The 19,489-nt window shown below is 74.3% G+C and carries 18 protein-coding genes; 2 read left to right on the top strand and 16 right to left on the bottom strand.

The genetic code is table 11. The annotated features are described in order from the left end of the window. Window positions 1-10: 10 nt before the first annotated feature. From LPU61_RS22455 to LPU61_RS22435, 5 genes are all read right to left on the bottom strand, one after another. Window positions 11-913 carry an ABC transporter substrate-binding protein gene (locus LPU61_RS22455; protein WP_043968523.1) on the bottom strand — a complete coding sequence of 301 codons (903 nt, stop codon included), beginning with the start codon at window positions 911-913 and terminating at the stop codon, window positions 11-13. A 33-nt stretch (window positions 914-946) separates the two neighbouring features. Continuing rightward, on the bottom strand, window positions 947-2,434 hold the full coding sequence (locus LPU61_RS22450) for an MFS transporter (protein ID WP_229406010.1): 1,488 nt from the start codon (window positions 2,432-2,434) through the stop codon (window positions 947-949). A 7-nt stretch (window positions 2,435-2,441) separates the two neighbouring features. Beyond that, window positions 2,442-3,464: an ABC transporter substrate-binding protein gene (locus LPU61_RS22445; protein WP_043968521.1), complete on the bottom strand. Its 1,023-nt coding sequence runs from the start codon at window positions 3,462-3,464 to the stop codon at window positions 2,442-2,444. A 104-nt stretch (window positions 3,465-3,568) separates the two neighbouring features. Further along, window positions 3,569-4,291: an ABC transporter ATP-binding protein gene (locus tag LPU61_RS22440; protein WP_043968520.1), complete on the bottom strand. Its 723-nt coding sequence runs from the start codon at window positions 4,289-4,291 to the stop codon at window positions 3,569-3,571. Then, window positions 4,288-5,142 (bottom strand): ABC transporter permease, encoded by an 855-nt coding sequence (locus LPU61_RS22435; protein WP_199486162.1) that lies wholly within the window; start codon window positions 5,140-5,142, stop codon window positions 4,288-4,290. Before LPU61_RS22435 ends, LPU61_RS22440 begins: the two co-directional genes overlap by 4 nt. Before the next feature lie 345 nt (window positions 5,143-5,487). On the opposite strand from LPU61_RS22435, the gene LPU61_RS22430 reads away from it, so the two are divergent. Continuing rightward, window positions 5,488-6,210: a hypothetical protein gene (locus tag LPU61_RS22430; RefSeq protein WP_229406009.1), complete on the top strand. Its 723-nt coding sequence runs from the start codon at window positions 5,488-5,490 to the stop codon at window positions 6,208-6,210. Between the two features lie 111 nt (window positions 6,211-6,321). Here the strand turns inward: LPU61_RS22430 and LPU61_RS22425 are convergent, their stop codons facing one another. From LPU61_RS22425 to LPU61_RS22410, 4 genes are all read right to left on the bottom strand, one after another. Next, a complete protein-coding gene (locus LPU61_RS22425; RefSeq protein ID WP_229406008.1) occupies window positions 6,322-7,029 on the bottom strand; it encodes a histidine phosphatase family protein in 708 nt (235 codons plus the stop codon). Window positions 7,030-7,213: 184 nt separating this feature from the next. Further along, window positions 7,214-7,681: a Dps family protein gene (locus tag LPU61_RS22420; RefSeq protein ID WP_229406007.1), complete on the bottom strand. Its 468-nt coding sequence runs from the start codon at window positions 7,679-7,681 to the stop codon at window positions 7,214-7,216. Window positions 7,682-7,756: 75 nt separating this feature from the next. Continuing rightward, window positions 7,757-8,590 (bottom strand): alpha/beta fold hydrolase, encoded by an 834-nt coding sequence (locus LPU61_RS22415; protein ID WP_229406071.1) that lies wholly within the window; start codon window positions 8,588-8,590, stop codon window positions 7,757-7,759. A gap of 131 nt (window positions 8,591-8,721) precedes the next feature. Then, on the bottom strand, window positions 8,722-9,321 hold the full coding sequence (locus tag LPU61_RS22410; protein WP_052503972.1) for a DUF5134 domain-containing protein: 600 nt from the start codon (window positions 9,319-9,321) through the stop codon (window positions 8,722-8,724). Between the two features lie 142 nt (window positions 9,322-9,463). Here LPU61_RS22410 and LPU61_RS22405 point away from each other — a divergent pair, with 142 nt between their 5' ends. Further along, window positions 9,464-11,788, top strand: coding sequence for a glycoside hydrolase family 3 N-terminal domain-containing protein (locus LPU61_RS22405; protein ID WP_229406005.1), 2,325 nt, complete (start codon window positions 9,464-9,466; stop codon window positions 11,786-11,788). A 14-nt stretch (window positions 11,789-11,802) separates the two neighbouring features. Here LPU61_RS22405 and LPU61_RS22400 read toward each other — a convergent pair whose 3' ends face one another. The 7 genes from LPU61_RS22400 to LPU61_RS22370 are packed head-to-tail and all read right to left on the bottom strand — an operon-like array spanning window position 11,803 to window position 19,485. Continuing rightward, window positions 11,803-12,657, bottom strand: coding sequence for a CoA ester lyase (locus tag LPU61_RS22400; RefSeq protein ID WP_043968511.1), 855 nt, complete (start codon window positions 12,655-12,657; stop codon window positions 11,803-11,805). Window positions 12,658-12,661: 4 nt separating this feature from the next. Next, window positions 12,662-14,125: a dihydroorotase family protein gene (locus LPU61_RS22395; protein ID WP_043968509.1), complete on the bottom strand. Its 1,464-nt coding sequence runs from the start codon at window positions 14,123-14,125 to the stop codon at window positions 12,662-12,664. Between the two features lie 4 nt (window positions 14,126-14,129). Continuing rightward, window positions 14,130-15,563 carry an MmgE/PrpD family protein gene (locus LPU61_RS22390; RefSeq protein WP_043968507.1) on the bottom strand — a complete coding sequence of 478 codons (1,434 nt, stop codon included), beginning with the start codon at window positions 15,561-15,563 and terminating at the stop codon, window positions 14,130-14,132. Continuing rightward, window positions 15,556-16,395, bottom strand: a complete 840-nt coding sequence (locus LPU61_RS22385; RefSeq protein WP_229406003.1) for a cyclase family protein — start codon at window positions 16,393-16,395, stop codon at window positions 15,556-15,558. The genes LPU61_RS22390 and LPU61_RS22385 overlap by 8 nt, the downstream gene beginning before the upstream one ends. Before the next feature lie 33 nt (window positions 16,396-16,428). Continuing rightward, window positions 16,429-17,643, bottom strand: coding sequence for a CaiB/BaiF CoA-transferase family protein (locus tag LPU61_RS22380; protein ID WP_229406002.1), 1,215 nt, complete (start codon window positions 17,641-17,643; stop codon window positions 16,429-16,431). Between the two features lie 5 nt (window positions 17,644-17,648). Further along, on the bottom strand, window positions 17,649-18,461 hold the full coding sequence (locus LPU61_RS22375; protein WP_229406000.1) for an IclR family transcriptional regulator: 813 nt from the start codon (window positions 18,459-18,461) through the stop codon (window positions 17,649-17,651). Between the two features lie 46 nt (window positions 18,462-18,507). Then, window positions 18,508-19,485 (bottom strand): EamA family transporter, encoded by a 978-nt coding sequence (locus LPU61_RS22370; protein WP_043968500.1) that lies wholly within the window; start codon window positions 19,483-19,485, stop codon window positions 18,508-18,510. Window positions 19,486-19,489 lie beyond the last annotated feature (4 nt).

Raw genomic sequence — 19,489 nt, 5'->3', positions numbered from 1 at the left:
CGCACGCGGGTCAGACCGTGACGACGCGGTTGTCCACGATGGAGCTGAACGTCGACTCGGGCGCGATGAGGCCCCACTTCACCATCCACCGGTAGGTGCGCTCGAACTCGGCCTCCGGGTAGGGCTCGGGGTCGATGTAGCGCAGCCGGCCGAGCCGGAAGTCCGCCGGCTCCAGCTTGACCAGGTCCTCGGGGACCTCGGCGACGAAGTGGTGCAGGTACGGCCGGATGTCCTCGTTGATCTTCTTGACGGCCCGGCGGACGGCCCGGTCGACGGCGGCGAAGGTCTCCGGGTCGACGTCGGCGCTGGCGATCTCCGAGCCGACGTAGAACGCCTCGGTGACCAGCACGTAGCCGAGCTTCTCGGCGGCGGTCGTCCACGGTTCCATCAGGGCCACGGCGTCGACCTCGCCGTCGCGCAGCTTGCGGAACCGCTCGGCCGGCCCGCCGGCGTGCACCACCTTGATCTCGTCCTGCTCGAGGAAGCCTTCGAGGGACTGGATGGCCAGGTAGTGCGAGCCGTGGTGGAAGTTGACGCCGACGGTCCGGTTGGCCAGGCCCTGCGGGTGCTTGATGTCGGAGTCGGGCCGCACGAAGATCGCCTGGCTGGCCACGGAGGCCCGCTTGGCGATGATCTGCCCGCCGCGCTCGCTGTCGTGGGAGCGGCGGATCTGCCCCCACTCGCAGGCCCGGTAGAGGGAGACGTCGCCGCTCTCGAACGGCTTGGAGATGCCGCCGAACGAGCTGACCAGCTCGTGCTCCTCGATCGGCTTGAGCACCGCGTCGTACGAGCCGGGGGCGACCAGCTCCAGGTCGATGCCCTCCTCGGCGAAGTAGCCGTGTTCCAGGCCGACGAGGTACGGCAGGGTGAAGATGGCGCCGCTGCGGACGCTCTTGACCTTCTTGAGTGTCACCGGGGTGGTCCCTTCTGTGCTGTGCTGTGTGCGTTATCTGGCGGGGGTAGCGGTCGGTGGTGCCGTCGGCGCGTCCTCGATCCCCACCACCTCCTCTCCCACCGGCCGGTCAGGCGGCGGCCGGAACAGCCGCCACGTCGCGTACGCGCAGTACGCGGCGGTCGCCGCCACCAGCGCGTACGCGACGCGCAAGGCGGTGGTGAAGTCGCCGCCGGCCTCGGCGGCGACCCGGGCGATGTCGTCGGTCGGCTGGCCGGTCAGGGCCAGCACCGACACCACCACCGCGCCGAGGACGGCGACGCCGAGGTTGGTGCCGATCTGCCGGGAGGCGCTGGTGATGGCGCTGGCCACCCCGGCCCGCGCGCGGGGCAGGCTGTTCACGGCCGTGTTGGTGGCCGGCGGGTTGACCAGGCCCATGCCGGCGCCGAGCAGGAGGTAGCCGACGAGCAGCGGGGCCAGGCCCGCGTCGGCGGTGACGGTCAGGGCGAGCAGGGTCATCGACGCCACGAACGACAGGTGCCCGACGGTGGCGGGCAGCCGGCCGCCGTGCCGGCCGACGATCCGGCCGGAGACGTTGGCGAGCACGAGCGTGCCGAGGGTGGTGGGCAGGGTGAGCAGGCCGGTGGCCAGCGGGCTGAACCCGCGGACCTGTTGCAGGTAGAACGTGTTGACGAAGGTGAACCCGCCCAGCGCCAGGTAGGCCACGACCGCGGTGAGCACCGCGCCGCGCAGCGCGGGGATCGCCAGGTGGCGCGGGTCGAGCACCGGGTCGGGGCGGCTGCGGGCGGCCGGCACGTAGCCGACGGCGGCGGCCACCGCCACGGCCACGGCGACCAGGACGGGCCCGCTCAGCCAGCCCCGGCTCGGGCCGTCGATCAGCGCGAACGTGAAGCCGACCAGCACCAGGGCGGCCAGGGTGTTGCCCAGCCCGTCGAGGCGGCGGGGCGGGCCGTCGACGACGCCCGGCGGCAGCAGCCGGGTGCCCGCGTAGAGCACCGCCGCGCCGGCCACGCTGACGGCGAAGAGGCTGCGCCAGCCAGCGGCCTGCACCAGCACCCCGCCGACGAGGGGCCCGCAGGCGGCGGAGACCCCGGCCGTCGCGCTCCAGGTGCCCAGCGCCCGGCCGCGCCGCAGCGCGTCGGGGAACAGGTTGGCGATGAGGGCGAGGGCGGGCGGGGCCATCAGCGCGCCCCCGACGCCCTGCACGCCCCGGGCGGCGACCAGGGCGGCGGCGTGCGGGGCCACCCCGCACAGCAGCGACCCCGCGACGAACACCAGCAGCCCGACCCGGAACATCCGCCGCCGCCCGTACCGGTCGGCGACCGCGCCGCACAGCAGGGTGAGGCTGGCCCGCACCAGCGCGTTGCTGGTCGCCACCCACTGCAGCTCGACCGTGCTCAGGCGCAGGTCGCGCTGCACCGAGGGCAGGGCCAGGTTCAGCGCCGCGCCGTCGAGGACGCCGAGGAACAGCGTCCCGCAGCACACCAGCAGGGCGGCGCGGCTGCGCCAGGTGAGGGTCATCGCCGGCTCAGAGCTTCTCGTACACCGGCTTGTCGGCCCGCTTCTTCAGCACGCCGACCTCGATGGCCAGGTCGATCTGCTTCTCCAGGTTGGCGAAGACGGTGTCGTCCCACACGTCGGCGTAGACGGGGGCGAGCCGCTCCGGCAGCAGCTCGATCGCCTTCTTCTCCTCGGCGGGGACGCCGTAGTCGGCGTGGTACTTGGCGATCAGGGTCGGGTCCTGCTTGATCAGCCGCCAGGCCTCCAGGGTGAAGTCGACGTACGCCTTCGCGGTCTCCCGGTTGGCGGCCAGCCAGTCGCGGCGTACGGCGGTGCCGTTGAGGAACAGCGGGCTGCTGTCGCCGGTGCCCTTCTGCCACAGCTCGCCGACGGAGGCGAGCTGCCGGTTGCCGGAGCCGACCAGGCGGGTGGCGTTGGGCTCGATCGCGATGATCGCGTCGAGGTCGCCGCGCTCGTACAGCGCGAGGTTGGCGATGGGCTGCCCGGTGAACAGCTTGAACTCCCGGTCGAAGCGGATGCCGTTGACCGCCGAGGCGAGCGCCGCCGCCCGGTAGGTGTCGCTGCTGGGCGGCTGCACGCCGACCTTCTTGCCCTTGAGGTCGGCGATGCTCTGGTACGGGCTGTCGGCCGGGACGATCCAGCGGCCGTGGTTCCACAGCGACGGCCCGACGATGACCACGTCGTGGCCGCTGGTGTTCACCTCGGTCGCGCCCAGCGGGCCGAACGCGTAGATGTCGAGCACGCCGGTGAGCAGCTGCTCCTGCCCCGCGCCGGGGCCGCCGCCGGCCTTGCGGTCGAGGCGGAGCCCGTGCTTGGCCTCCAGGCCGAACTGCTCGGCGACGGAGTCGCGGATCGCCCCCGCCGTGCCGGGGCTGCGGGGCTGCACCTTGGCGCTGCGGGTGCCCCCGCCACCGGCGGCGGCCGGCTCGTCGGCGCCGCAGGCGGTCAGCAGGGTGGCCGCGCCGGCGCCGCCGGCGAGGAGCCCGGCGGCGCGCAGCAGGGATCGTCGGGTGAGGGGTGTCGTGGACACGGGGGTTCCTTCCGGGTGAATCAGGTGGGTGGCCCGCTCGCGGGATGACGGCGGCGGGCCTTTGGCCGCGCCGTGCGGGTGGGGCCGATGCAGGTCAGGGCGGCTCAGGTGAGGGCGGCGACGATGCGGCGGTGCACGTCGAACAGTTCGGGGTCCTCGGGGCTGCGGGGGCGCGGGCGGTCGATGCGGTACTCCCGCACCACCTCGGCGGGGCGTCCACCGAGGACCACCACCCGGTCGGCGAGGAAGGCCGCCTCCAGCGCGTTGTGGGTGACCAGCAGGCCGGTGCGCGGGGTGCGCAGCCAGAGCTGTTGCAGCAGCAGCCGCAGGCGGCGGGCGGTCAGCTCGTCCAGCGCGCTGAACGGCTCGTCGAGCAGCAGCACCTCGGGGCGTACGACGAACGCGCGGGCCACGGCGACGCGCTGGCGCTGCCCGCCGGAGAGCACCGACGGGTACGACCGGGCGTACTCGGTCAGGCCGACGGCGTCGAGGATCGGGGCGACCTCGGCGGCGTCGACGCCGGCTGCGGTCGCGGCGAGCCGCACGTTGGTCTCGACGGAGGTCCAGTCCAGCAGGCGGGGCTGCTGGAACACCATGCCGAGGCGGGGCCGCCCGCCGCCGGTGGAGACGGTGCCCGCATCGGGGCGTTCCAGGCCGGCGATCAGGTGCATCAGGGTCGTCTTGCCGGTGCCGGAGCCGCCGACGACGGCGACCAGCTCGTCGGGCGCGAGGGTGAGGGAGAAGTCGCGGAAGATCTGCTGCCGCTCGCCGGTGCGCCGGTTGGTGAACGCCTTGTCGACGCCGTCGAGGCTGATCCGCACGCTCATCGCAGCGCCACCCGCCGCCAGCGCACCGCGCGGCGCTCCAGGGTCTGCAGCAGCCCGTACTCGATGGCGGCCATGACCAGGGCGAAGGCGACGGTCCAGGCGAGCACGCCGGCCACGTTGTGCTGGGAGAACTCCAGGTTGAGCTGGTAGCCGACGCCGTCGGCGAGGCCGAAGATCTCCACCAGCACGATGACCTTCCAGGCCATCGCGATGCCCAGCCGCGCCCCGGTGAACAGGTCGGGGACGATGGCGGGCAGCCACACGTACCGCAGCCGGGTCCACGCGTCGAGGCGGTAGACGTGCGCCATCTCGCCCAGCGCCGGGTCGACCGAGCGGACGCCCTGCGCGACGTTGATGGTCAGCGCGGGGGCCGCCGCGAGCGCCACGGTGAGGATCGGGTTGAGCAGGCTCACCCCGAACCAGATCACGCATAGCAGGGCCTTGACCAGGCCGGGGGTGGCCAGTCCGATGAGGACGGCGGGCTCCAGGAAGCGGCGCAGCCACTCGCTGCGGCCCATCGCGATGCCGGCGGCGACGGAGACGACGAACGCCGCCGCGAAGCCCAGCGCGACGCGGGTGAGGGTGACCCGGACGTTGTCCCACAGCGCGCCGCTGGCGGCGATGTCGACCAGGTTGCGGGCGACGTCGCCGAGGCCGGGGATCAGCGCGCTGCCGGAGGCGTCGGCCATGAGCTGCCAGCCGGCCGCGAGCAGGCCGACGAGCAGCAGCGCGGGCAGCGGCCGGGTGAGGCGTCCTACGACGTCGGTGGCGGGCGGGCGGCCCGGCGGGGCGGGCGACCGCCCGCCGCCGAGCGCGACCTCCTCGGCGACGACAGGGTGCGTGACGGTCATCGACATCCCATCTTTCGGTACGCGGGCCGCGTCGTCCTCGACTGCGGCAGATCGTTGACCAGTGCGTACGCGCCGATCTTCGATTCCCTATCCTGCCGGTAGGATTAGTAGGGTAGCAAGACGCGTCTCACCCATCGGGACATCGGGTGTCGGGTAGCCGACAGCGCGTGATCCGTGACCGTCCGTCGACCGCGCGCCCCGGCCGCGACGGCTCGCCCGCGCCCGGAGCTGCGCTCCCACCCGGCGTCCGTAGGGGGTCCCCTGAGGAGGGTCCGGGGCGGCCGGCCCGCCGGTCCCGGGTTTTCTCCCCTGGCCGGGTGGGCGGCCCGCTGCGAGCGTGGGCCCATGGCTTCACTCTCCGTACGGCGCTGGCGTCAGCTCGCGCTGTGGCTGCACGTCACGACGTCAGTGGGCTGGATGGCGCAGGCCCTCGCCCTCTGCGTGCTGCTCACCACCAGCCTCACCACGCCCGACCGGGACGTGGCCGTCGCCGCCACGTCCATGGCGCAGGTGCTCGACGGACGCCTGCTCGCGCCGCTGGCCAACGCCTCGGCGTTCACCGGGTTCATGCTCGCCGCCGCCACCCCGTGGGGCTTCTTCCGCTACCGCTGGGTGCTGGTGAAGTTCGTGATCACCCTGGTCCAGCTCCACCTCGGGATCTTCGTCCTCGGCTCGGCGCTGGCCGACTCGGCGGCGGCGGCCACCACGGGCGGGCGGGGTCCCGCCGTGCCGCTGGCCGTCGGCTCGGCGCTGATGGCCGGTGCCATCGCCTTCCAGGCCTGGGTGTCCGTGGCCAAGCCCTGGTCGACGACCCGCTGGATGCCGGCGGACCGGCGGCAGGTCGCCGGGACCGCGCCGCGCTGGGTCTTCGTGGCCACCGTCGTCGGCGTGGCCGCCGACCTCGCCGTCGCCGCGCTGCTCGGCCACCCGGCGCCGCTGATCTCCCTGATCGTCCTCGGCACGTGGCTGGTGCTGCGGCGACGCCAGGCCCGCGCGGCCCGTACCGGCGCGACCGCGCAGCCCGACGCCGTGCCGGCGGCGGCCAGGGCGGGCGCCGGTCGCCGGTGACGCCCGGCGACCGGCCACCGGAGTATCAGCGCCTGCCTCCCGTGGGAGGTCGTCCGGTGGTGGCGTAAGCAGCGCCGGCGCGGCGAACCACAGGGGCGATCCTGGCGGCGGTTACGTTCCCATGTGGGTCAGGTGGGCGGTGGCGGCGAACTCGACCAGGTTGAGCCGGCCCTCGGCTCGGATGTAACGGGTCAGGGATGTGTTGGCGATCGGGGTGGTGGCGAGGACCGCGTCGAGGTCGACGAACGGCAGTCCTTCGAGGACGTGGCGGGCGGCGACGACCACGGCATCATGGGCCACGACCCACACCAGCCGGCCGGCGTGACGGGAGTTCAGGTCGGCCAGGGCCGCGCGGACGCGGGCGGCGACGTCGTCGAACGTCTCGCCGCCGGGTGGCTGGTAGGCGTAGAGGCCGTCGGCGGTGAGCCGGGCCGCCTCGGCGGGGAACCGCTCGGCGATCATGAGGGGGGTCAACAGTTCCAGGTCGCCCATGAGCCGGTCCACCAGCCGGTCGTCGACGTCGGCTGACGGCACGGTGGCGCCGAGGGAGGCGGCGGTGGCGGCGGCCCGGGTCCAGGTCTGTCGGGCCCGCAGGTAGGGGGAGCAGACGACGTGCTCGGGGCGCTCATCGGCGGGCTGGGCGGCGAGCCAACGGCCGAGTTGGGTGGCTTGTTGCCAGCCCAGCGGGGACAGCTCGACGTCAGCGTCGCGGCCGGTGAGGCCGTGCGCGGCGACACCACGTGCGTGGGCGTCGGCGAAGGCGACGTTGGCGGCACTCTGCCCGTGGCGGACGAGGGTCAACTGCGCGACGGTGTCCATGGCTCCAGAGCCCGTGTCGAAGTGCGGGAGGTGTCGGCCGAAGACGTGCTCGATCAGGGAAAGTGCGGCATCCAGCTGGGAGTGATACCACTCTATCCCTGATCGAGCGCGATCTTGTCCCGCTGCCTGCCTGCAGGGCGCGCGCCCGCCTCCGAGACAGCGGAGGCGGGCGCGGCGGGTGGGGTCAGCGCTGGGCGCGGAACAGCCAGTGCTGCTGCTCCACGGCGGCGGTGACCCCGGTGAGCAGGTCCTGCGAGATCGGGTCGCTGGTCGCGGTGTCCGCGACCGCCTGACGCAGCGTGCGGATCAGGGCGAACAGCGCGTCGACCACGACCTCGACGGCCGTGCCCTCCTCGACGTCACCGTGGTCGAGGGTCGGCAGCGCCGACTGGGCGGCGACCGTCGCGGCCCGCCCGTCGGGGTTGAACCCGACGGCGGCGGCCCGCTCGGCCACCTCGTCGGCGTGCCGGCGGGCGAGGTCGGCCAGCTCGTCGAGTTGCAGGTGCAGGCTGCGGAAGTGCGGGCCGACCAGGTTCCAGTGCGCCTGCTTGGCCAGCATCCCCAGGTTGATCAGGTCGGCCAGCGCCTGCTGCAGCGCCTCGCCGGTGGTCTTGCGGTCCGTGGAGTCGAGGATGCCGTCGACAACGGCCATGGTTGTTCTCCGTTCAGGTAAGCGGGACGGCGAACGCGCCGTGCGCCGGCACCACCGCGGGCGTGACCGGACCGTTCACGCGGCGATGAAGTCGAGCAGGTAGCGGTTGACCAGCTCCGGGTGGGTCCAGGCGATGTTGTGCGGGCCGCCCGGGATCACCTCGTAGCGCAGGTCGGCGATCAGCTCCGGCAGCCGGTTGGCGGTGGCGTCGATCGGCAGGATCCGGTCGGCGTCGCCGTGCAGCAGCAGCGTCGGCACGTCGATCTTGCCGAGGTCGGCGCGGAAGTCGGTCAGCCAGGTGTCGACGCAGGCGTACGCGGCGTACGCCGACGCGCCGACCGCGGTGATGAAGCTGTTCTGCCACGCCTCGTCGCTGATCCGGGTGCCGCCCAGCACGTCGACGTTGTAGAAGTTGTCGAGGAAGCTCTTGAAGTACGCGGGCCGGTCGGCCACCACCGCCGCCTTGATGTCGGCGAAGACCTGCGCGTCGACGCCCTCGGGGTTGTCGTCGGTCTTGAGCAGGAACGGCGGCACCGCGCCCATCAGCACCGCCTTGCGCACCCGGCCCGAGCCGTGGGTGCCGAGGTAGCGGGTCACCTCGCCGGTGCCCATCGAGAAGCCGACCAGCACGACGTCGCGCAGGTCCAGGTGCTCCAGCAGGGTGTGCAGGTCGGCGGTGAAGGTGTCGTAGTCGTAGCCGACGGCCGGCTGGCTCGACTTGCCGAAGCCGCGCCGGTCGTACGTGATCACCCGGTAGCCGGCCGCGAGCAGCTCCCGCGACTGCTTCTCCCAGGACGCCCCGTCGAGCGGGTAGCCGTGGATGAGCACGACGGGCGCGCCGGCGCCGTGGTCCTCGTAGTAGATGTCGATGTCGCCGCTGTTCTCTTCGCCGACCGTGACGTAGGGCATGTGCCGCTCCTGGTGCTGAGTGGGGGACCGCAGGCCCGTCGACGCCCCCGTCGCGCCGTGCGTGACCTGCCGTCGAGTCAACCGGCGCGGCGCGGCCCACACCACGAAGAAGACACGCAGAAACTGCACGCCTACACCGTCGCCAGCAGCATGAGGCCCATCACCACGCCCATCGTGGCGTGGCAGAGGCCCTCGGCCCGCGCCCCGGCCACCCCCGGTCGGCCGGCGGGCACGTGGTCGCGCCAGGCCGGGGTCAGGCGTACGCCCCGGGCCGCCCACCAGCCCGCGGCGAGCAGCAGGTACCCGCCCAGGGCCAGGCTGACCAGCGGCGGCCACCAGCCCGCCGACGTGGCCGCGCCGTGCTGGCCGTGCGGCCCGGCGTGGCCGCCCGGCAGGCCGGTCATCCACACCATCGCCGCCGACGAGAGGGCGAAGTATCCGGTGGCCGCCCGCGAACCGGGCGCCGACGGGCGGCGTGCGGTCAGCGCCGCGAACCAGACCCCGGCCGGCACGAACAGGACGAGCCACACCGCCTGCGGCACCCCGAGCGCCCACACCATCGCGGTCATCGCCACGCCCATGAGCAGGTGCACGCCCTCGGCGATCCGGCACCGGGCGGCCCGACCCGACCCCGCCCGCGCGGACGCCGGGCCCAGGAACCGGAACCCGTGGTAGGACGTCACGGCCATCAGGGCCAGCGTCATCGGCCATTGCAGCGCCGGGAACACCATGGGCTTGCTCCCCTCGTCCGACCGGTCCGGGCCCGTGGGCAGGCGGTCAGGGCCGACGGTAGTCGGCGCGGGAGCCGGCGTCTGTGCGCGAAGTTGCCCTCTGCGTCCACACGGGACCGGCCGAGGTGTGTACGGTCGGGCGGTGACCGCGTCCCGGAGCATCGCAGACCCGATCAGCGACGACCTGCCCCACCTGGACCCGACCCGGCCGACCGCGCAGCGGGTGGCCCACCTGCTCGGGCGGATGAGCCTGGCGGAGAAGGTCGGCCAGATGATGCAGCTCGACTCCCACGGCGACCTGGCCGACCACATCCTGGGCAGGCACGTCGGGTCCATCCTGCACACCTCCCCCGCGCGGGTGGTCGAGGCGCACGAGCTGACCGCGCGCACCCGGCTGCGCATTCCGCTGCTGGTCGGCGAGGACTGCATCCACGGGCACTCGTTCTTCCCCGGCGCGACGATCTTCCCCACCCAGCTCGGCATGGCCGCCACCTGGTCGCCGGAGCTCGTCGAGCGGGTCGGGCGCGTCACCGCCGTCGAGGTGGCCCCGACCGGCGTGCACTGGACCTTCTCCCCCGTGCTGTGCATCGCCCGGGACCTGCGTTGGGGCCGGGTCGACGAGACGTTCGGCGAGGACCCGTTCCTGATCGGTGAGCTGGCCGCCGCGATGGTGCGCGGCTACCAGGGCGAGGACCTGGCCGACCCGACCGCCGTCCTGGCCACCGCCAAGCACTTCGCCGGCTACTCCGAGACCCAGGGCGGCCGGGACGCCACCGAGGCGGACCTGTCGCGGCGCAAGCTACGCGCGTGGTTCCTGCCTCCGTTCGAGCGGGTGGCGCGCGAGGGGTGCCGCACGTTCATGCTCGGCTACCAGAGCACCGACGGCGTGCCGATCACCGTCAACGACTGGCTCCTGACCGACGTGCTGCGCGGCGAGTGGGGCTGGACGGGCATGCTCGTCACCGACTGGGACAACGTGGGCCGGATGGTCTGGGAGCAGCGGGTGCAGCCCGACCACGCGCACGCCGCCGCCGCGGCCGTCCGCGCCGGCAACAACATGATCATGACGACCCCGCAGTTCTTCCAGGGCGCCCAGGACGCGGTCGCGCGGGGCCTGCTGGTCGAGTCGGACCTCGACGACGCCGTCTCCCGCATCCTGGCCCTGAAGTTCGAGCTGGGCCTGTTCGAGGACCCCCGCCGGCCCGACATCGCCCGGCAACGCGCGGTGATCGGCAGCGCCCCGCACGCCGCGCTCAACCTGGAGGTCGCCCGCCGGTCGCTGGTGCTGCTGCGCAACGACGGGGTGCTCCCGCTCGCCGGCGGGTTCACGGCCGACGACACCGGCCGCGCCCGGGGCGACGGCGGCCCGCCGCGCACGGTCGCGGTCGTCGGCCCACTCGCCGACGACGCGCAGACCCAGCTCGGCGACTGGGCCGGCTCCTCCGGGCAGGCCGACTGGATGCGCGACGGCCAGCCCCGCGACATGATCACCACGGTCCTCGACGGGCTGCGCGCCCACGTGCCCGACGACTGGGCGGTCACTTACGCGCGCGGCGCCGACATCCTCACCATGGCCCCCGACCCCGAGGGGGATTTGTTCCCCGACGGCCAGCCCCGCCCGCAGGTCGTCCTGCCCTGCCCGCCGGACGCGGCGCTGATCGCCGGGGCGGTCGCCGCCGCCGAGCGGGCCGACTACGTCGTCGCGGTCGTCGGCGACCGCATCGAACTGGTCGGCGAGGGGTGCAGCACCGCGACGCTCAACCTGGTCGGCGGGCAGATCGCCCTGCTGGACGCCCTCGCCGCGACCGGCACCCCGATGGTCGTCGTGCTGCTCGCGTCCAAGCCGCTGGTGCTGCCCGACTCGGCGCTCGACGCCGCCGCCCTGCTCTGGGTGGCCAACCCGGGCATGCGGGGCGGCCGGGCGGTCGCCGAGCTGCTGCTCGGCCTCGTCGAGCCCGCCGGGCGGCTGCCCATCTCGTTCGCCCGGCACGTCGGGCAGCAGCCCACCTACTACAACCAGATCCGTGGCCAGCACGGCTCCCGCTACGCCGACCTGACCCAGCGCCCCGCCTTCGCCTTCGGCGACGGCCTGTCCTACACCACCGTCGAGTACGCCGACCTGCGGGTCGCCCCGGGCGACCTCGCGCCGACGGACACCGTCCGCGCCGAGGTCACCGTCCGCAACACCGGGGCCCGGCCGGTCCTGGAGACCGTCCAGGCGTACGTCAGCGACGACGTCACCTCCGTGAGCTGGGCGGACAAGGAGCTGAAGGCGTTCCGGCAGGTGGAGCTGGAGCCCGGGCAGGCCGCCACGGTGCGGATCGACGTCCCCGTCGCCGACTGCGCCATCGTCGACGGCCGGGGCGTGCGGGTGGTCGAGCCCGGCGACTTCACGCTGCTCGTCGGCCCGTCGTCGCGGGACGAGACGCTGCTGCGGGCCCCGTTCACCGTGCGGCCGGCGGGCTGACCGCCCGGGGCGGCTCAGCCGGCGTGCCGCTCGGCGCGGCGCAGCACCTCCGTGGCGGCGCGGATCACCGCCCGGTCCAGCAGCCTGCCGTGGGCGTCGGTCGCCACGCCGGAGCCGTCGCGGGCCGCCCGGTCCAGCGCGTCGACCACCTCCCGGGCGGCGGCCACCTCCGCCGGGCCGGGCGTGAAGACGGCGTTGATGGTCGCGAGCTGGCCGGGGTGGATGGCGCTGCGCGCCCGGAAGCCCTGGCGCAGCAGCGTCCGCGTGCCGGCCTCCAGCCGGTCCGGGTCACGCAGCGTCGTCTCGACGGGGCCGACCGGCGCGACGATCCGCGCCCCGGCGGAGGCGACCACGACCTGCGAGCGGATCGGGGCGAGTTCGGTCCGGTCCGGCCCCGGTTGCAGGCCCAGCTCCCCCGCCAGGTCCGCCTCGCCGAGCCCGAGCCGCAGCACCCTCGGCGCGGCGGCGACCTGCGGGCAGGTGAGGATCCCCCGGGCGGTCTCGATCAGGGCGACGACCGCGAAGGTGGCCTCGGCCAGCCCGAGCCGGCGTTCCGCGCCGGTCAGCGCCCGGTCGACCTCGGCCAGCAGCTCCGGTTCCGCCTTCGGCACCCACACCCCGGCCACCGCCGGGGAGAGCACCGCGACGTCGGCGTCGACCTGGTCGCTGTTGATCCGTACCCAGGTCTCGGTGGTCGCCGGGGCGGCCAGCGCGGCGGCGACCGCGCGGCGGGCCTCGGCCTTGCGGGCCGGGGTGACGGCGTCCTCCAGGTCGAGCACGAGCGCGTCGGCACCCCGGCCGGGGGCCTTGCGCAGTAGTTCCTCCCGGTCCCCGGGGACGTAGAGGTAGCTGCGGGCGACGGGTGGCACGGCGCTACCGCCCGGCCCGGGGCACGTAGCGACCCTGGGGGCTGCCGGTGACCTTGCCGTCGACGAGGACGTGCTCGCCCCGGACGAAGGTGTCGGTGACCCGGGCGGTCAGCTCGAATCCCTCGAACGGCGTGTACTCCTGGCTGGACTCGGAGTCCGCGGCCCGTACCGTCCAGGTGTGGTCATCGTCGACCAGGCAGAGGTCGGCGTCGTAGCCCTCGGCGACGGCGCCCTTGCCGGCCAGGCCGAAGCGGCGGGCCGGGTTCCACGAGGTCAGTTCCGCGACCCGCGACAGCGGCAGGCCCCGGCGGCGGCCCTCGGTGAGCAGGCCGGGCAGCAGATACTCGGCCCCGCCGAAGCCGGACTTGGCGACGAAGACGTCGTCGCGGGGCTCGCCGAACTTGACCTCGTCCCTGCAGCAGGCGTGGTCGCTGACCACCCAGTCGACGTGGCCGTCGAGGAGGTGGGCCCAGAGCGCCTCGACGTCGGCGCGCGGGCGCAGGGGCGGGTTCACCTTGCCGCCGAGGCCGTGCGCGGTGGTGATGTCGGCCAGCAGGTGCCCGATGGTCACCTCGCGGCGGAAGTCGATGTGCGGGAACGCCTCGGCCATCCGCAGGGCCGCGTCGAGCGCCTTGGCCGAGGACAGGTGCAGCAGGTTGATGGTGGGCAGGCCGGTCTCGTGGGCCAGGTACGAGGCGATGGAGACGGCGAGTCCCTCGGAGTGCGGCGGCCGGGAGGCGTGGTACGCCTCCAGCCCGCGCAGCCGGCCCTCCTGCTCCACCTGCCGGGTGTAGGCGCTCATGATCTCGGCGGTCTCGCAGTGCAGCGACAGGGAGATCTGGTCGGCCAGCTCGGGGAAGCGTTCCCGGGCCGCCTGCACGCCGCGCATCACGAACTCGAAGTGGGCGTAGTCGTAGCGTTCGCCCTCGGGGATCATCAGGAACGAGTTCTGGTCGGCCGAGCGGCCGTGCAGGCCGTGCCCGCCGTAGAACATGAAGATCTTGAAGGAGGTCACCCCGAACCGGTCGACCAGGTCGGGCAGCTCGTCGATGTGCTCGCGCATCATCGGGGCCAGGTGGAAGCCGTAGTCGATGTGGGACCGGCCGGCGCTGGCGGCGAGCACGTCGGGGAAGAAGTCCTCGTACCGGCCGCCCCGGTTGAGGTAGTACTGCCCGGTGCGCATGTAGGTCAGGGCGGTGGTGACGCCGCCCTGGGCGCTGGCGCGGCTCTCCGAGGCGGTGTCCTCGGCGAGCGGATTGTAGATGCCCCAGTGCTGGTGGGCGTCGACGACGCCGGGGAAGGCCAGCTTCCCCTGCCCGTCGTGCACGGTCGCGGCGTCGGCCGGGTCGAGGCCCGGCGCGACGCGGGTGACCTTGCCTGCGGTGACGCCGATGTCCACCGTCTCGGTGTCGGGCCGGTCGTGCCGGACCAGGCGCACGTTGCGCAGCAGCAGGTCGAAGGTGGTCATGCGCTCACTCCTCAGGGGTGTCGGATGCCGCGACGGCGGCCAGCAGGCCGGCCAGCCGTCGGACGTCGGGGGCGGTGTCGAGGGCGGCGATCTCCCGCTCGACGGCCCCGGCGACGTCGGCGGGCAGCCGGCCGGCGACGTTGTGCCGGAACTTCAGGGCCAGCTCGGCGGTGGTCAGCGGGCGGGCCGGGCCGCCCCGGTTGGCCAGGACCTCCTCGGTCCACTCCCGGCCGTCGCGGGTGACCACGCGCAGCACGGCCGGGAACTGGTGCGGGAAGATCTCGTCGCAACGCTCGTCGGGGACCACGTCGACGCGGGCCATCACGGCCCGGCGGGACTCCTCGACGGCGAGGACGTCGGTGAAGTCGTCCGGGCCGACGCCGAGCACCCCGCCGCCGTGCAGCCCGGCGGCGACCGCGTACGGGCCACTGAACTGGGCCTCGTAGCCGGTGCTGGGGCGGCGCTTGCGGTCGATGGGCTGCCCGATGGTGCGGATGACCGGGGTGGGCACGCCGAGGGTGACCGACTCGACGTCGGGCGGGCGTACACCGCGTCGCCGCAGCGCCAGGGCCGCGTCGATGGCTGCGTGGGTGAAGTGGTTGGCCGGGTAGGGCTTGAAGAAGATGTCCGGCACCGCCCAGTCGACGCCCAGCCCCGCGGTGATCTCCGCCGGGTCGTACTCGCCGCGCAGGAACGCCTCGAAGAAGCCGAACCGGCCCTCCAGGACGGTGGGCGGGCCGGTGATGCCGTGCCGGGCCAGAGCCGCCGCGCTCACCGCCGAGTGCGCCGCCCAGCCGCAGTGGATCCGCTTGACGGTGCCGCCGGTGCGGTTGGCCTCGATCAGTCCGGCCGCCATGGAGGCGGCCACGCCCAGCGCGTCGAGGGTGCGCCCGGCGTCCAGCCCGAACAGCCGGGCGGCGGCGACCGCCCCGCCGAGGGTGCCGCAGATGGAGGTGGCGTGCTGGCCGTGCTCGAAGAAGACCGAGTTGCCGGCGGCGCGGTCGTAGCCGGCCATACCGAGCCGCACGCACACCTCCAAGCCCACCGCGACGGCGGCGACGGTCTCCCGGCCGGACGCGCCGGTGAACTCGGCGGCGGCGAGCGCGGCCGGCACCACCGACGCGCTCGGGTGCAGCACCGACGGCAGGTGGGTGTCGTCGTAGTCCAGCGAGTGCGCGAGCACCCCGTTGGCGAACGCGGCCAGCGCGGCGGGCACCGGGTCGGCGACCCCGATCGCCCGGGCCTGCCCCCGCCCGCCCTGGTCGCGGACGTACGCCAGGGCGGCCCGGCTGCTCGGCAGGTCGACGGCGGCCACGCAGAGCCCGACGACGTCGAGCACCCGCTGGCGGACGCTGTCGACGACGGCGGCGGGCAGCGCGGCGGCGGGCGTGTCGGCGGCGAACGCGGCCAGGGCCCGCCCGAGGGTCGGCTCAGCCACGGCCGACCACCGCCAGCGGGCGCACCGGCGAGCCGGTGGCCCCGTACAGGGGCAGCGGGGCCAGCACGAAGGTGAACTCGTGGACCGCGTCGCGGGCGAGTTCCTCCAGCGCCATCGCCTCGATCAGGTAGACGCCGTGCTCGACCAGGAGGATCCGGTGCGCGGGCAGGCTGCTGTGGCCCTGGCCGGGGCGCAGGCACTCGAAGGCGATGGTGTCGGCCCCGGCGGCGTGCACGCCGTGCGCGGCGAGCCACCGCGCCCCGTCGGCGCCCACGCCCGGCACGCCGGAGTCGTGGCCGACGTAGCGGGTGCGGTCGGGATCGTCGAAGTGCCGGCCCCAGCCGCTGCGGATCAGGACCACGTCGCCGGGCTCCACGGGGGTGCCCTGCCGGTCGACGACGGCGTCCAGGTCGGCCGGGGTGATCTCGTAGCCGGCCGGGCAGTCGGGCCGACCGAGGGCGGCGGGGACGTCGAGCAGGACGCCCCGGCGGACCATCGGCGCGACGGTGTGCACGCCGAGTTCGGTGAACCGCCCGCCGGACTGGGCGGCGGCGGCGTCCGCGCCGCCGTGCAGCAGCCCGTCGTGGGAGACGTGGGCGAGGGCGTCGACGTGCGTGCCGACGTGGGTGCCCATCACCAGCAGATCGTTGGCCGCCGAGCCGCCGTCGGCGCGGACCATGTCACCGTGCCGGCGCGGCATGGTCAGCCAGAACGGCGGGTGGTTCGGCGACTGGGGCATGCCGATCGAGAGCAGCCGGCCGAGGTCGTAGATCTCGACTCCGGCGCGGACGGCGTGGAGCAGCCGGTCGGCGTGGCGGGCGGTGGTCGTCACGGTTCCTCACGTTTCAGCGGTTCGGCCACGCCGTCAGGCGACGATGTGGCGGGCTCGGAGATCGGCGATCTCGGCCGGGTCGCAGCCGAGTTCGTCGATCAGCAGGGATTCGGTGTCGGACCCGAGGGCGCGCCCGGTGAAGCGGATCCGTCCGGGGGTCGCGGACATCCGCCACATCACGTTGTGCATCCGCACCGGCCCGAGGTCGGCGTCGTCGACGGTGGTGAGCATCCCGGTGGCCCGCACGTGCGGGTCCTCGGCGATGTCGCGGGCGCTGTAGACGGGGGCGACGGCCGCGCCGGCCTCGGTGAACGCGCGGCTGACCTCGTCGCGGGTACGTTGGGCGATCCACCCGCCGACGTACGCGTCGAGTTCGTCGGCGTGCCCGGCGCGGCCGGCGCCGGTGCGGAACCAGGGCTCGTCGATGACCTCGGGGTGGCCCACCAGGCGCAGCACCCGTTCGGCGATGGCCTGGGCGCTGGTGGAGACGGCGACCCACGCCCCGTCGCTGGTGCGGTAGGTGTTGCGGGGCGCGTTGTTGACCGACCGGTTGCCGTTGCGCTGCTCGACGACGCCGAGCTGGTCGTAGACGGTCGGGCCGGGACCGACCGCCGTCATGATCGGCTCCAGCAGGCTCAGGTCGACGACCTGGCCCTCGCCGGTGCGGTCTCGGTGGCGCAGCGCCATCAGCACCGCCGAGGAGGCGGCGATGCCGCAGATGCTGTCGGCCAGGCCGAACGCGGGCAGGGTGGGCGGGCCGTCGGCGGCGCCGGTGAGGTGGGCGAAGCCGCTCATCGCCTCGGCGAGGGTGCCGAAGCCGGCGCGGGAGGCGTACGGGCCGGTCTGGCCGAAGCCGGTGATCCGGGCGATGACCAGGCCGGGGTTGACCGCGTGCAGTTGCGCCGGGCCGATCCCCCAGCGCTCCAGGGTGCCGGGGCGGAAGTTCTCCACGAGCACGTCGGCCCGGGCGGCCAGGCGCAGCAGCAGCGCCGCGCCCTCCGGGGCGGACAGGCTCAGCCCGATGGTGCGCTTGTTGCGGGAGATCTCCTTCCACCACAGCGGGTGGCCGTCCTTGGCCTTGCCGTGCCCGCGCATGCTGTCCCCGGCGGTCGGGTGCTCGATCTTCACGACGTCGGCGCCGAAGTCGCCGAGGATCTGGCAGCACAGCGGCCCGGCGAGGATCGTGGAGGCGTCCAGCACGCGCAGCCCGGCGAGCGGGCCGTCGGCGGGCGTGGTCGGTGTGGTCACGGCGATCACCCCTCTGCCCGGTCGGCCGGCGGGTGGTAGCCCAGCTCGGCGGAGATGTCGGCGGCGGCGGCGGCCACCAGCGCCCCGTGGTCGGCGCAGACCTGCCGGGTGAACCGGTCCTGCGGCCCGCACAGGGAGATGGAGCCGAAGACCTGGCCGGTGCCGTACCGGATGGCGGCGGCGACGCTGCCCGCGCCGTTCTGCCGCTCCCCGATGCTCACCGCGTAGCCCTGCCGGCGGATGTGGGCCAGCTCGTCGCGCAGCACGGCCGGGTCGGTGATGGTCGAGGGGGTGACCCGCTCCAGCGGCTGGGCCAGGTACTCGTCGAGCTCCACGGCGGGCAGCGCCGCGAGGATCGCCTTGGACGACGAGCCGGAGTGCAGCGGGTGGCTGGTGCCCAGGGACACCGACATGCGGACCTCGTGCGGGGAGAGCACCTGGTCGATGTAGACCCGGATCGAGCCCTGCCGCACCGACAGGGTGGCGGTCTCGCCGGTGCGACGGACCAGCCGGACCAGGTACCGGCGGGCGATCTCCGGGACGTCCAGCGCGCGCAGGGCGGCCAGGCCCACCGCGAGCGCCCCGGCGCCGAGCCGGTAGCGCTTGGTGTCCTCGTCGAAGTCGAGGAACTCGTCGGCGGCCAGCTCCTTCAGGATCCGGTACGCGACCGCCTTCGGCAGCCCCAGCTCGCGGGCGATGGTGGACACCCCGAGGGTCTCCGGTGCCCGGGTGGCGATGATGTTGATGACGTCGAGGGCCCGGCCGAGGCCGGAGCGGACCCGCCGGTCATCGGGTGCGGCGAGGTGGGTGGTGGTCATGTCTGTCCTCACTGTGGGCGGACGCGGGCGCAAGGGTCACCGCCGGTCACGGTGGTGTCGCGGGGGTGCCTGGCGGCAATCCTCGCAACTGCCGCTGCCGTTCCACGGCGACGACGAGCGCCACCGAGGCGAGCACGACGGCACCGGCGAGCACCTGCCGGCCGGCGAGCCGCTCGTCGAGCACCACCATGCCCAGCAGCACCGCGATCACCGGGTTCACGTAGGCGTACGTGGCCACGAGTTGCAGCGGCGCGCGGCGCAGCAGCCAGGTGTAGACGCTGAACCCGACGACGGTGCAGACCAGCATCAGGTAGGTCCAGGCGACCCAGGAGCGGCCGGTGACCTCGGCCAGGCGCAGGCGATGCCACTCGCCGGCGGGCAGGGCGGCCACCGCCACGGCCGCGCCGCCGGCGAGCATCTGCCAGCCGGTGCCGACCAGGTGGTCGGCCGGGGCGGGCAGCCGTTGGGTCAGCGTCGAGCCGGCCGCCCAGACCATGGTGGACGCCACGATGGTGGCGATCCCGGCCAGGTGCAGGCGCTGGTCACCGGCGAGCACCAGCAGGGCCAGCCCGGCGAGTCCGCCGAGGACCCCCACGACGGCCGCCGGCCGGGGGCGCTGCCCGCCGCCGAGGCGGATCGCCAGCACCCACAGCGGCATCGCGGCGACGAGCAGGGAGGCCAGGCCGGACGACACGTACTGCTGGCCGACGGCGAGCAGGGCACTGCCCGCCCCGACCATGAGAAGGCCGCCGGCCAGCACGCCGGGCCACCGGTCGCGGGGCAGGCGCAGCCGGTCCGCTCCGTTGCGGGCCGCGACCACCGCCAGCACCAGGGCCCCGGCGGCGAGGAACCGGCCGGCGGTGGAGACCATCGGCGGCAGGCTCTCCAGGGCCACCCGGTTGCCCAGGTAGGTGGAGCCCCACAGCAGGTAGACCGCGCCCAGCCCGGCGGCGAGCGCGGCCGGTTCCACCGGTGGTGGGCCCACCACCGGCGCCGCCGCGGCGGTGGGTTCAGCGCCGGACATGGGA

It is taken from the genome of Micromonospora sp. NBRC 110038 (assembly GCF_020884815.1).
GTDB lineage: Bacteria > Actinomycetota > Actinomycetes > Mycobacteriales > Micromonosporaceae > Micromonospora > Micromonospora haikouensis.
Note: the sequence above shows the minus strand (reverse complement) of the source record. Positions and strands in the feature narration are given on the sequence as shown.

Coding starts and splice junctions, on each gene's coding strand:
- LPU61_RS22450 (WP_229406010.1), bottom strand. CDS start 2,434: ATGACCCTCACCTGGCGCAGCCGCGCCGCCCTGCTGGTGTGCTGCGGG.
- LPU61_RS22440 (WP_043968520.1), bottom strand. CDS start 4,291: ATGAGCGTGCGGATCAGCCTCGACGGCGTCGACAAGGCGTTCACCAAC.
- LPU61_RS22435 (WP_199486162.1), bottom strand. CDS start 5,142: ATGACCGTCACGCACCCTGTCGTCGCCGAGGAGGTCGCGCTCGGCGGC.
- LPU61_RS22430 (WP_229406009.1), top strand. CDS start 5,488: ATGGCTTCACTCTCCGTACGGCGCTGGCGTCAGCTCGCGCTGTGGCTG.
- LPU61_RS22425 (WP_229406008.1), bottom strand. CDS start 7,029: ATGGACACCGTCGCGCAGTTGACCCTCGTCCGCCACGGGCAGAGTGCC.
- LPU61_RS22420 (WP_229406007.1), bottom strand. CDS start 7,681: ATGGCCGTTGTCGACGGCATCCTCGACTCCACGGACCGCAAGACCACC.
- LPU61_RS22415 (WP_229406071.1), bottom strand. CDS start 8,590: ATGCCCTACGTCACGGTCGGCGAAGAGAACAGCGGCGACATCGACATC.
- LPU61_RS22410 (WP_052503972.1), bottom strand. CDS start 9,321: ATGGTGTTCCCGGCGCTGCAATGGCCGATGACGCTGGCCCTGATGGCC.
- LPU61_RS22395 (WP_043968509.1), bottom strand. CDS start 14,125: ATGACCACCTTCGACCTGCTGCTGCGCAACGTGCGCCTGGTCCGGCAC.
- LPU61_RS22375 (WP_229406000.1), bottom strand. CDS start 18,461: ATGACCACCACCCACCTCGCCGCACCCGATGACCGGCGGGTCCGCTCC.
- LPU61_RS22370 (WP_043968500.1), bottom strand. CDS start 19,485: ATGTCCGGCGCTGAACCCACCGCCGCGGCGGCGCCGGTGGTGGGCCCA.